10 protein-coding genes are annotated in these 12,522 nt (G+C 53.1%); 3 read left to right on the forward strand and 7 right to left on the reverse strand.

Annotation, left to right across the window (positions count from 1 at the left end; genetic code table 11):
* Nucleotides 1-36 precede the first annotated feature (36 nt).
* Complete coding sequence (gene pncB / locus IV433_RS01130) at nt 37-1,242, reverse strand: nicotinate phosphoribosyltransferase (protein WP_195812782.1); 1,206 nt, start codon at nt 1,240-1,242, stop codon at nt 37-39.
* A 336-nt stretch (nt 1,243-1,578) separates the two neighbouring features.
* Entirely contained in the window at nt 1,579-2,961 is a 1,383-nt protein-coding gene (locus tag IV433_RS01135; protein ID WP_195812781.1) for an MFS transporter, read from the reverse strand.
* Nucleotides 2,962-3,400: 439 nt separating this feature from the next.
* Here IV433_RS01135 and pepN point away from each other — a divergent pair, with 439 nt between their 5' ends.
* The gene (gene pepN, locus IV433_RS01140) at nt 3,401-6,016 is read left to right on the forward strand and encodes an aminopeptidase N (protein ID WP_195812780.1); all 2,616 of its coding nucleotides are present in this window, start codon (nt 3,401-3,403) and stop codon (nt 6,014-6,016) included.
* A gap of 79 nt (nt 6,017-6,095) precedes the next feature.
* On the opposite strand, the gene ssuB is transcribed toward pepN, so the two are convergent.
* Genes ssuB through ssuE form a run of 5 tightly spaced genes read right to left on the reverse strand, consistent with a single transcriptional unit; the run spans nt 6,096 to nt 10,464 of the window.
* Nucleotides 6,096-6,878 carry an aliphatic sulfonates ABC transporter ATP-binding protein gene (gene ssuB / locus IV433_RS01145; protein ID WP_195812779.1) on the reverse strand — a complete coding sequence of 261 codons (783 nt, stop codon included), beginning with the start codon at nt 6,876-6,878 and terminating at the stop codon, nt 6,096-6,098.
* On the reverse strand, nt 6,875-7,666 hold the full coding sequence (gene ssuC, locus IV433_RS01150; protein WP_101075905.1) for an aliphatic sulfonate ABC transporter permease SsuC: 792 nt from the start codon (nt 7,664-7,666) through the stop codon (nt 6,875-6,877). Before ssuC ends, ssuB begins: the two co-directional genes overlap by 4 nt.
* An 11-nt stretch (nt 7,667-7,677) precedes the next feature.
* Nucleotides 7,678-8,832 carry an FMNH2-dependent alkanesulfonate monooxygenase gene (gene ssuD, locus IV433_RS01155; protein ID WP_101075904.1) on the reverse strand — a complete coding sequence of 385 codons (1,155 nt, stop codon included), beginning with the start codon at nt 8,830-8,832 and terminating at the stop codon, nt 7,678-7,680.
* A 57-nt stretch (nt 8,833-8,889) separates the two neighbouring features.
* The gene (locus IV433_RS01160) at nt 8,890-9,864 is read right to left on the reverse strand and encodes a sulfonate ABC transporter substrate-binding protein (RefSeq protein WP_195812778.1); all 975 of its coding nucleotides are present in this window, start codon (nt 9,862-9,864) and stop codon (nt 8,890-8,892) included.
* 18 nt (nt 9,865-9,882) lie between these two features.
* Nucleotides 9,883-10,464, reverse strand: coding sequence for an NADPH-dependent FMN reductase (ssuE, locus tag IV433_RS01165; protein ID WP_195812777.1), 582 nt, complete (start codon nt 10,462-10,464; stop codon nt 9,883-9,885).
* 297 nt (nt 10,465-10,761) lie between these two features.
* Here ssuE and pyrD point away from each other — a divergent pair, with 297 nt between their 5' ends.
* Both pyrD and IV433_RS01175 read left to right on the forward strand, forming a co-directional pair.
* Nucleotides 10,762-11,772, forward strand: a complete 1,011-nt coding sequence (gene pyrD / locus IV433_RS01170; protein ID WP_195812776.1) for a quinone-dependent dihydroorotate dehydrogenase — start codon at nt 10,762-10,764, stop codon at nt 11,770-11,772.
* Nucleotides 11,773-11,968: 196 nt separating this feature from the next.
* A complete protein-coding gene (locus IV433_RS01175; RefSeq protein ID WP_152324138.1) occupies nt 11,969-12,514 on the forward strand; it encodes a cell division protein ZapC in 546 nt (181 codons plus the stop codon).
* The last annotated feature ends 8 nt before the right edge of the window (nt 12,515-12,522 follow it).

Here is a 12,522-nt window from a genome sequence, read left to right on the forward strand (position 1 = left end):
GTGCCGGCGTTCATTTTCCGGCACAGTATTTATGTCTTAAGATGCTTTCTTAACCAGTGGCAGATCGAATGCCTTACGCAACGCTTTTACAAACGCTTTATCCTGGCAGATCGTTTTTCCCGGGCTATCAGAAAGTTTCGCTACCGGTTTGCCATTGCACTGAACCAGTTTGATCACGATGTTCAGCGGTTTGACGTGCGGGATATTACAGGTCAGACGCGTGCCGATACCAAAGACCAGATTCACCCGCTGATGGAAGTGCCGGTATAAATGCAGCGCTTTATCCAGGTCAAGATTGTCGGAAAACACCAATGTTTTAGTCATCGGGTCAATTCCGAGCGCATGATAATGTGCAATCGCTTTTTCACCCCATTCAACCGGATCCCCGGAATCATGACGCAGGCCCTGATACGCGTTGGCGAATTTTGTTCCGAAATCACGCAGGAAAGCATCCATGGTGATGCAGTCCGTGAGGGCAATACCCAGCTGATCGGGATATTCGTCCAGCCAGGCTTGTAAGGCCGCGCGCTGGCTGTTCGCCAGAACCGGGCTGATTTGCTGATGTGCCTGGAACCACTCGTGCGCCTGTGTTCCAACCGGCGTCAGCTGCAATTTATGGGCTAAATCGTAGTTGCTGGTGCCGACCAGATAAGGGAATTCGTTTTTCAGCGTGGTGACAATCGCTTCCTGAACTTCACCGGAGAAACGGCGACGCGTGCCGAAATCCATCAGGCGGAAAGCGGAAAGATCGATATCGGCAGCCTGTTCTTTGAAACTGACGAGATTCTTACGCAGCTGATCGACCGCCATTTGCGCGGTAATATCCGGCGAGCGCTGACGGTGGACAACTTCACTGATGACAGCCAGCAGCGGCACTTCCCACATAATCACTTCACGCCACGGCCCTTCGATGCGGACGTGCAAATGCCCGTTGCGATCGGAGACGGTGACATGTTCAGGATTGTAGCGGAACGTTTTCAGCCAGTTCAGATAATCCTTCGTGAAGAAGGGCAACCCGGAAAGGTAGGTGAATTCGTCGTCGGTCAGCGCCAGCTGACTCATCATCTGGATCTGCTGACGAATTTCGCTGGCGTATTCGCCCAGCAGTTCATCACCACGGCAACGGAACTCGGCCACGACATTAATAGTGCGATAGCGATGGTAAACCGCTTGCTGCATATGAAGCTTGTAGGCATCGGTATCTAACAGCGAAGTCAAAATCGGGGAGGCGTATGGAGTCATAGCGCGCTTACAGCATCCTCGTCAGAAACTGAGTGTTTGAACACAAACAACCGTTCCGTAAAAAAAACGTTCTGGATAAAACAGCAAAGTCTGTGAAGTATACCGTAATATCCTGTCAAAGAACCCTCATCACACCATAATTGTCTGCCGGTGGTCGAGGCTTAAATGTGCTCAAAGGCAGGCCGCATGCGGGAACATGGGACTTTCCAAAAAAAATACAGCACAAAATGATTACACAAATTTAATTAACCTGACACCCGTTAAGGACAAAACCGGGGCATTTAGCCCCGGTTCAGGTCAGTTTCTTTCACAGAAACTGTTCATGATAATAAACGATCAGATGTTTTCCAGATTGATCCCGCGCGTCTTAGGGCCAAAAATTCCGATCACCAGCATGACAATCAGCATACTGACCACGATGAAGGCAATAACGCCCTGCGTGCCAGCGTACTGAAGGATCATACCAATCAGGATGCTGCTGAAAACGGTAGATAAACGGCTGAAGGAATAACAGAAACCTACCGCACGGGCGCGGATGTGTGTCGGAAATACCTCGGTCTGATACGCGTGATAGCTGAATGTCAGCCACGCGTTGGAATAGGTGATCAGGAAGCCACAAATGACCAGCATGACCGGTTGGGTCTGAAACGCGAAGAGGGTACCGAAAATTACCGTCATCAGGGAAGAAAGGACGATTTGCCATTTGTTTTCGATCTTATCGGCATAACGGCTGCAAATCAGAGAACCCAGCGGATACGCCAGTGTAATAAAGAAGGCGTACAGCAAACTGTGGGTGACCGTTGTACCTTTGCCGGAAAGCAGGGCGGGCAACCAGTTGCCAAAACCAAAGAAACCGATGGCCTGGAAAAAGTTCATTACCGTCAGCATCAGCGTGCGTTTGCGGTATTGAGATGACCAAATTTCCCTGAACGTGCCTTTTCGCGGTAATGCGCTGGCCTGTTCAGGCGCGACATATGCCGGGCTTTCGGCCACGCCGCAGCGCTTTTCCATCGCCGATACAACATTGTGCGCCTCTTCATTCCTTCCCTGTTGCGCCAGCCACCTGGCAGATTCAGGCAGGTTTTTACGCACAAACCAGATAATCAATGAACACAGCGCCCCGGCGATTACCACGTAACGCCAGCCCGTGAGGCCGAAGAAAGTCTGCGGAACCAGCCACCAGGACATCAGAGCGACGGCCGGAACCGAGAGGAACTGTATAAAGAAGGCGAACGCAAAGGCGCGGCTTCGCAGATGACTGGGAACCCATTCGGTCAGATAGGTATCAATAGTAACCAGTTCCAGACCGAGGCCAATTCCGACCAGAAAGCGGCAAAGAATGATCCCTTCAGCGCTGTTCTGGAATGCCATCAACAATGAAAAACAGCCGTACCACGCCAGTGCAAACATAAATGTCATGCGGCGGCCAAACCGGTCAGCGTTGGGTGCCAGCAGGCTTGCGCCGAAAAAAAGGCCCAAAAATGTGGAAGATGCGAAGGCGGCCTGATCGGAAATACCGAAAACACCGGCGCTGCCAATATGAAATATGTTTTCTGCGATCAAACCAGAACTAATGTATCCCGTCTGGAAAAGGTCGTAGAGTTCGAAGAATCCACCCAGCGAGAGCAAAATAATAAAACGCCATAGCCCGGCGGAAGCGGGGAGTGCGTCAATTCTGGCTGATAATGTATTGTTAAGTAATGGTTTTTGTTTTTCCATCCCCAGTTCCGGGGCGCAGGTGTGACTCATCTTATTATTAGCCTCAGTGATTCATCGTATTCATGATCATGCTAATGACTCCTGATTGGATTTAAATATTGAATTTATGTAACGAAGAAGAAAATAGAGCATAAAAAACTGCGAAACAGACCGTTCCGGAAAGTACAGTATTATCGCATCAGGATGTGATCCCGGTCTGATTTGTGATTGCCGCGAAAAACAGAGGCCTTTGGCGATATTTCTGTGTTTTGGTTGAAAGGTGCGCATACGCACTCACAAACTGGCAACAATCTGGGATTTCCTGATGCCTGTGTTAGAGTTTAGAGATAAAAAGATTGAAGGCTGTCAGGGCTGTACAGCGAATCGCTGGGACATGAGCCCGCTTCATCTTCCATAAATTGTCATCACCCTAAACAATGAAAACGCCAAAAGGTTTTTTATGACTCAACTGCCACAAGCCAAGTTTCGCCACGACTACCGTGCGCCGGACTACACCATCACAGATATCGACCTGAATTTCGAGCTTGATGCACAGAAGACCCTTGTGACCGCCGTCAGCCAGATTAAACGGCAGGGTGCAGAAGGCGCTCCGCTGGTGCTCAACGGGGAAGATCTGACGCTTATCAGCCTGAAGATTAATGGTCAGGACTGGCCGCAATATCAGTTAAAAGAAGGCGCGCTGGAAATCACTGGTCTGCCGGAAGCGTTTGAACTGGCGATTGTTAACGAAATTCATCCGGCGAAAAACACCGCGCTGGAAGGGCTGTACCTGTCCGGCGAAGCGCTGTGTACGCAGTGTGAAGCGGAAGGTTTCCGTCATATTACCTATTATCTTGATCGCCCTGATGTGCTGGCGCGTTTTACCACCCGCATCGTGGCGGACAAAGCCCGTTACCCGTACCTGTTGTCGAACGGCAACCGTATCGATTCCGGCGAGCTGGAAGGCGGCAAGCACTGGATCAAATGGCAGGATCCGTTCCCGAAACCTTGCTACCTGTTTGCGCTGGTTGCCGGTGATTTCGATGTTCTGAGTGATTCTTTCAAAACCCGTTCAGGCCGCGATGTGGCGCTGGAGCTGTTCGTTGACCGCGGCAATCTGGATCGTGCGGGTTGGGCAATGGAATCCCTGAAACAGTCGATGAAATGGGACGAAACCCGCTTCAACCTCGAATACGATCTCGACATCTTCATGATTGTTGCCGTTGATTTCTTCAACATGGGCGCGATGGAAAACAAAGGCCTGAACGTCTTTAACTCCAAATACGTGCTGGCAAAAGCCGAAACCGCGACCGACAAAGATTACCTCGGTATCGAAGCGGTGATCGGCCACGAATACTTCCACAACTGGACCGGTAACCGCGTGACCTGCCGCGACTGGTTCCAGCTGAGTCTGAAAGAAGGTCTGACTGTTTTCCGCGATCAGGAATTCAGCTCTGATTTGGGCTCCCGTTCCGTCAACCGTATCGATAACGTCCGCGTTATGCGTGGCGCGCAGTTCTCTGAAGATGCCAGCCCGATGGCGCATCCGATTCGTCCTGAAAAAGTTATCGAAATGAATAACTTCTATACGCTGACTGTGTATGAGAAGGGTTCTGAAGTTATCCGCATGCTGCACACTTTGCTGGGCGAAGAGAAATTCCAGGCCGGTATGCAGCTGTATTTCGAGCGCCACGACGGCAGCGCTGCGACCTGCGACGATTTTGTGCAGGCGATGGAAGATGCCTCAAACGTTGACCTGTCGTTGTTCCGCCGCTGGTACAGCCAGTCCGGCACGCCGGTGCTGACCGTGCGCGACGACTACGACGTGGAAAAACAGCAATACACCCTGACGGTCAGCCAGAAAACCCCGCCGACGCCTGATCAGACTGAAAAGCTGCCATTGCATATTCCGCTGGATATCGAACTCTACGATCCGCAGGGCAACGTAATTGCACTGAAGCAAAATGGCCAGACCGTCAGCCATGTGCTGAATGTCACCGAAGCCGCGCAGACCTTCATCTTTGATGATGTGGAATACCCGCCGGTGCCTTCTTTATTACGTGAATTCTCCGCGCCGGTGAAACTCGATTACAAGTGGGGCGATCATCAGCTGACTTTCCTGATGAAATTCGCACGTAACGATTTTGCCCGCTGGGACGCCGCGCAGAGCCTGCTGGCAATCTACATCAAACTGAACGTTGCGCGTCATCAGCAGAAACAGCCACTGTCGCTGCCGTTGCATGTGGCCGATGCCTTCCGTGCGGTGCTGCTGGATGAGCACATTGATCCGGCGCTGGCGGCGCAAATCCTGACGTTACCGTCAGAAAACGAAATTGCTGAACTGTTCGATATCATCGATCCGGAAGCGATCAGCGCCGTGCATGACGCGATTACCCGTTGTCTGGCAACCGAAATGTCGGATGAGTTCCTGGCGGTTTACAACGCTAACCGTCTGCCGTCATACCGTGTGGTTCACGAAGATATCGGTAAACGTTCACTGCGCAATACCTGCCTGCATTATCTGGCTTTCGCGGATGTTGCTCTGGCTGATCAGCTGGTAAAAACCCAGTTTGAGCAGGCCGATAACATGACCGACTCGCTGGCCGCAATGGCCGCCGCTGTGTCTGCTCAATTGCCTTGCCGTGAAACGCTGCTGGCCGCTTACGACGAGCGCTGGCATCACGATGGCCTGGTCATGGATAAATGGTTTATCCAGCAGGCGACCAGCCCGGCGGCCGATGTGTTGCAGAAAGTCCGTTCACTGCTCAACCATCGTTCATTCAGCATGGGCAACCCGAACCGCGTCCGTTCACTGATTGGTGCGTTCGCGTCGGCTAACCCTTCTGCATTCCACGCCGCAGATGGCAGCGGTTATCAGTTCCTGACCGAAATGCTGACCGATCTGAACACGCGTAACCCGCAGGTTGCCGCGCGTATGATTGAGCCGCTGATCCGTCTCAAACGTTATGATGCTGGCCGTCAGGCATTGATGCGTAAGGCACTGGAACAGCTGAAAGGGCTGGAAAATCTGTCCGGTGATTTGTTCGAGAAAATCACCAAAGCGTTAGATGCGTAACTAATTGCAGAAATGCAGTAAGACAAAAGGGCGATGGAAACATCGCCCTTTTTACATGTTGAGATGACGGGACTTTCCGTTAACTCTGCGCGCGTTTCGCTTCCTGCGGAACGTTCTGCGCAGGCTGTGGCGTCAGCACGCGCTCCAGCACTTCCGCTTCCAGCTCAGCCAGACGAGCAGATCCTTTACGGCGCGGGCGTGGCAAATCAATGGTTAAATCCATGCCAATTTGCCCCTGGTCGATAAGGATCACGCGATCCGCGACCGTGACCGCTTCGCTGACATCATGTGTCACCAGCAAAACGGTGAAATCATGCTGCTGCCATAAACGTTCTATCAGGCTTTGCATTTCAATCCGCGTCAGCGCATCGAGTGCGCCCAACGGTTCGTCCAGCAACAGCAGACGGGGGCGGTGGATCAGCGCCCGTGCCAGGGCCACGCGTTGTTTTTGTCCGCCGGATAACGCCGAAGGCCATTCGTCGGCGCGGTCGGCCAGCCCGACTTCTTCCAGCGCTGCCCGCGCAGCTTCACGCCACTGACCTTTCAGGCCCAGGCCGACGTTATCGATCACTTTTTTCCACGGCAGCAGGCGGTCATCCTGAAACATCAGCCGCGTATCTTCGCGAACCTGACTCAGCGGCGCACTGGCGCTGAGCAGCTCGCCTTGCGTGGTTTTTTCCAGCCCGGCGAGCAGGCGCAGCAGGGTACTTTTCCCGCAACCGCTGCGGCCGACGACGGCCACAAACTGGCCGGGGGGAATACGCAGATTAATGTCGTTGAGGACGGCGCGGTTGCCGTATTTTTTTGTGATGCAGGATAAGGTGACCGGCGTGCCTTGCCCGATACGTGCAGGTGCGCTCATGCGGCGTCTCCTTGTTTTTTCTGATAGGCCGGGTGCCAGCGTAACCAGACACTTTCCAGCTGGCGGGCCAGCACATCGGCCAGTTTGCCGAGGATGGCGTATAACACGATGGCCACAACCACGACGTCAGTTTGTAAAAACTCGCGGGCATTCATTGCCAGATACCCGATGCCTGAATTAGCCGAAATGGTTTCCGCGACGATCAGCGTCAGCCACATAAAGCCCAGCGCAAAACGAACGCCGACCATAATCGAAGGCAGCGCGCCCGGTAAAACCACCTGAATAAACAACGGGAAACCGGATAAACCGTAGCTGCGCGACATCTCCAGCAGGCCGCGATCAATGTTGCGAATACCGTGATAAGTGTTGAGATAAATCGGGAACAGCGTGCCCAGCGCCACGAGGAAAATCTTGGCGGATTCATCGATGCCGAACCACAAAATCACCAGCGGGATCAGCGCCAGATGCGGAATGTTACGCAGCATCTGGAGCGAGCTGTCGAGCAGACGTTCGCCCCAGCGTGAAAGCCCGGTGATAAAGCCGAGCAGTAAACCCAGACTGCCGCCGATGGCAAAACCGGTCAGCGCGCGGAAAGTACTGATCTTCAGGTTCTGCCAGAGGTCGCCGCTTTTCGCCAGTGTCCAGAACGCTTCAATCACCGCGCTCGGCGCCGGAAGTATGCGGTTAGACAACCAGCCCGCTTCAACGGCCAGTTGCCAGCCGCCGATCAGGACAACCGGAACGACCCAGGGTGCGGCGCGGTTCAGCCAGCGTTGCGATCTCGTCATCTTTATTCTCCTTAATGCTGGCTGGCGACGCGTTTATTCGCAAAATCGTGCGCCACCAGTTCACCGCGCGGCAAAATGGCTTTCTTCACGGTTTGATCGTCTTCGGGTTTTGCCAGATCCAGATGCGGGAACAGCAGCTCACTGACGCGGTACGCTTCTTCCAGATGCGGATAACCGGAGAAAATAAAGGTATCGATGCCCAGATCGGCGTATTCCTGCATGCGGGCCGCAACGGTCGGGCCGTCTCCGACCAGCGCCGTGCCGGCTCCGGTGCGCACCAGACCAATGCCAGCCCACAGGTTCGGGTAGATTTCCAGTTTATTGCGGTCGCCGCCGTGCAGGGCGGCCATGCGGTGCTGACCGACGGAATCGGTTTTCGCAAACGCGGCCTGTGCGCGCTGAATAGTTTCGTCATCCACGTTGGCGATCAGCTTGTCGGCGGCGCGCCAGGCTTCTTCATTGGTTTCGCGGACAATCACGTGCAGACGAATACCGAAACGAACCGTACGGCCTTTCGCCGCAGCCTTCGCGCGGACCTGCTCGATTTTTTCTTTCACCAGCGCGGGCGGTTCACCCCAGGTGAGATACAGTTCAACCTGCTCAGCGGCCAGATCCTGCGCTTCGTCAGAAGAACCGCCAAAATACAGCGGCGGGCGAGGGTACTGAACCGGCGGGTGCATCAGGCTCGCGCCTTTCACCTGAATATGCTTGCCTTCGTAATCCACGGTTTCCCCTTCCAGCACGCGGCGCCAGATGCGGGTAAATTCTGCGGACGCTTCGTAGCGTTCCTTGTGATTGAGGTGCAAACCTTCGGCAGCCAGTTCGGTGGGATCACCGCCCGTCACCAGATTAAACAGCGCGCGACCGCCGGAAAGCCGGTCCAGCGTGGCGGCCTGGCGGGCAGCCAGCGTCGGAGAAATAATCCCCGGACGCAGCGCCACCAGAAATTTCAGACGCTGAGTCACCGAAATCAGTGAGGCGGCCACCAGCCATGAGTCTTCACATGAACGGCCCGTTGGCAATAATACACCGCCAAAACCCAGGCGGTCTGCAGCCTGTGCGATCTGCTGAAGATAGCCGTGATCGACCACGCGCGCGCCTTCTTCAGTGCCTAAATAACGGCCATCGCCGTGGGTAGGTAAGAACCAGAATACGTTCAGACTCATGTTGTTACTCCTCTCAATTCGTCACGGGTGCCGCTCAGCGGGCAGCTCAATGAGTGATCAGTTAGCCTGTACAGCGGGCTTCCAGATGCGATCTTTAATCTCAATAGGTTTTGGCAAAATGTGGTTTTCATAGAACAAATCGGCGGTTTGCTGCTGGCGTTTTTCCGTTTCCGCGCTGACCGGTGTGATAGGCATGTCCGGCAGGTGATCGAGATAAGACGCCACGACTTTATCCGGCAACCCCATCGACTGGGAAAGCAGCGTGATGCTTTGCGCACGGTCGGTTTTCGTCAGCGCATTCGCCTGCGTTAACACGTCCAGAACGGCGCTGATAAATTGCGGATTCGCTTCGGTATATTTTTTCGGTGCCAGATAGAAAGAACCGGTCTGGTGCAGCGTGGAACCGTCGGTCAGCACGCGAACATCGCCCTGAACCTGTGCGGCAGAATAGTAGGGATCCCAGATAGCCCAGGCATCGACGTCATGTTGCTGGAAAGCCGCGCGGGCATCGGCGGGTGTCAGATAAACCGGCTGGATATCGGTGAATTTCAGCCCGGCCTGTTGCAGCGCACGAAGCAGTAAATTGTGCGAACTGGAGCCTTTCTGGAAAGCAACTTTATGGCCTTTCAGGTCCGCGACAGTTTTAATCGGGCTGTTGCTGTCGACCAGAATAACTTCAGCTTTCGGCTTCGGCGGTTCAGAACCGATATACAGCAGATCCGCGCCTGCGGCCTGCGCGAACAGCGGTGGCAAATCACCGGTTCCGCCCAGATCAATACTGCCGACGTTCAGTGCTTCAAGGATCTGCGGCCCGGCAGGAAATTCCACCCAGCTGATTTTGGTGTCCGGGAAACGTTTTTCCAGTAACTGATGAGATTTCGCCAGCACAAGACCGACGGATCCTTTCTGGTAGGCGATGCGTAACTGCGCGGGATCTTTTTCCTGCGCAAGCGCCGTTCCGCTCAGCGTCAGGCTGGTTAGCAGACCGGCAATAACCGGCAGGCGACGTAATAAAGAGAAGGATGCTGGCATGGTTAATTCCTTTTAAAGTTAAACGCGCAATGCCTGGGCAGAAAGGGACGCGACAGACGGCGCCAGCGGGCGGCGGCGGCTGAGTGCCAGATAGAAGTTTTCCAGGGATTCGGTCAGACGCTCTTCCAGTGCGGGATCAAGCTTCGCCGGGTAACTCTGGTAATCGGTGATCAGGCTGTCATCGGCGAAAACGCCCTGCAAAACTTCCTGCGCTTTGAGCGACGCCAGCACCGGTTTGAGCGCGTAATCTACCGCGAGCATGTGGCCGATCGAACCGGCGGTGGCCAGCGGCAGGACGACTTTATGGTCGAGCGCGCGCTCCGGCAGTAAATCCAGCAATGTCTTCAGCGCACCGGAAAACGAGGCTTTATAGACCGGCGTTGCCACGATCAATCCATCGGCGCTTGCCAGTTCAGCATTCAGCTGTTTGAGCTGCGGGCTGGCGAAATTTGCGAACAGCAGGTCGTCAGCGGAAAAATCCTGAATCGTATAGGTGAAAACCTCGACGCCGCGGCTTGCCAGCCACTGATGGCTGAGCGCCAGCAGGGAGGAAGAACGTGAAGGTTGTCGCGGGCTGCCTGCGATTGTTATAACGCGCATCTCTCTTCCTTATAACAAAAAGTAATAGAACCATTATTTTCTTTAACAAAGTGAAGTAAACGTAACAGGGGGACGCCGCGCACCGGAAATCTCAATTTTGGCTATGAATAGTTTGAAAACGGATAAAGCAGGGATGAAGCGGGCGCGGAGGGATAAAAGTAAAATTAAGGTAAATAAAAAGTAATCGTTTGCGTACGGAAACAATTATTGTGCCAATCCGCCGGTTATCGTTTCCAATTGCCCGACGCTTAGTCGATAATACCGCCCCGTCTAGCCACCGGGAATCCAGGAGTCTCCATGTATTATCCTTTTGTCAGGAAAGCACTGTTTCAGCTCGATCCAGAACGCGCCCACGAGTTAACCTTCCGTCAGTTAAGCCGCATCTCCGGCACCCCCCTTGAGTTTTTAATTCGTCAGTCCGTTCCGGCCAAACCGGTGACCTGCATGGGATTAACCTTTAAGAACCCGCTGGGGCTGGCTGCTGGCCTGGATAAAGACGGCGAATGTATTGATGCACTCGGCGCAATGGGATTTGGTTTTGTGGAAGTGGGAACCGTGACGCCGCGCGCGCAGGCGGGTAATGATAAGCCACGTTTATTCCGTATCGTTGAAGCAGAAGGCCTGATTAACCGCATGGGTTTCAATAATCACGGCGTGGATAATCTGGTGAATAACGTCAAAAAATCCCATTTTGGCGGTATCCTGGGGATTAATATCGGCAAGAATAAAGATACGCCGGTCGAGCAGGGTAAAGATGATTATCTGACCTGTATGGAAAAGGTATATCCGTACGCGGGTTATATCGCGGTGAATATTTCTTCACCAAACACGCCGGGATTACGTTCACTGCAATACGGTGAAGCGCTGGATGATTTACTGGCGGCGATTAAAAATAAGCAGCTTGAACTTCAGCAACGTCATCAGAAATATGTGCCAGTTGCTGTGAAGATCGCGCCGGATCTTTCTGAGGAAGAATTGATCCAAATAGCCGACAGTCTGGTGCGTCATAATATGGATGGCGTGATTGCGACTAACACGACGCTCGATCGTAAACTGATCCAGGGCCTTAATCATTGTGATCAGGTTGGCGGACTGAGCGGTCGCCCGCTGCAATTGCGCAGCACAGAAATTATCCGCATGCTGTCAAATGAATTACAAGGTCGTCTGCCTATTATTGGCGTCGGTGGCATTGATTCACTGACGGCAGCGCGTGAAAAAATGGCAGCCGGTGCATCATTAATTCAAATCTATTCCGGATTTATCTTCCGCGGGCCAGGTTTGATCAAAGATATTGTTACCCACCTCTGATATTTTTCATCCTTAAGGCGAGTCAGGGGTTTATTTATTAACCCGGCTCGTCTATATTTTGTCCACTGACCATTATTCAGGCTCAGGATTTGTCTGATATCCGTTCGTAATAAAAAATTCTATTCTTATCGGATCGGGTAACAATAGAACATCACGAACAATCAGGCAGAGGGCATCGCGCAAACAGGATGACGAAATGAAAATCAAACCAGATGATAATTGGCGTTGGTATTTTGATACTGAACATGACCGGCTTATGTTGGATCTCGCTAATGGCATGATTTTCCGTTCCCGATTCCCCGCTAAAATGTTAACGCCGGATGCGTTCGGCGATATGTCATTTTGTGTCGATGATGCGGCGCTGTATTTTGATTTCGAAGAACAGTGCAAACATATTCGTCTGGCCGCAGAACAGCGCGCCGAATTAGTATTAAATGCATTAGTCGCTTTTCGCTTTTTAAAACCACTGATGCCGAAGAGCTGGCATTTCAGTCAGCAACACCGTCCATTCCAGCCAGCAAACGGTCAGCTTGCGCAGGTGCAGGTAATGGAAAGTGGTGAGCAGGCGACATTACTGGTGGTTGAGTCCGGTGATAACGCCAGTCTGTGCCTGCTGGCGCAGGAACGTCTGACAGTGGCAGGGCGCGGGATGGTGTTAGGGGATGCGATTAAAGTGATGCATGACCGGCTGATGCCAGCGGCATTCCGGGTAGACAGCGATGTCTACGATCAGGCAGTTTAAGTTGTTTA

The sequence above is a fragment of the Rahnella laticis genome (assembly GCF_015644585.1).
In the GTDB taxonomy this organism is placed as follows: Bacteria; Pseudomonadota; Gammaproteobacteria; order Enterobacterales; family Enterobacteriaceae; genus Rahnella; species Rahnella laticis.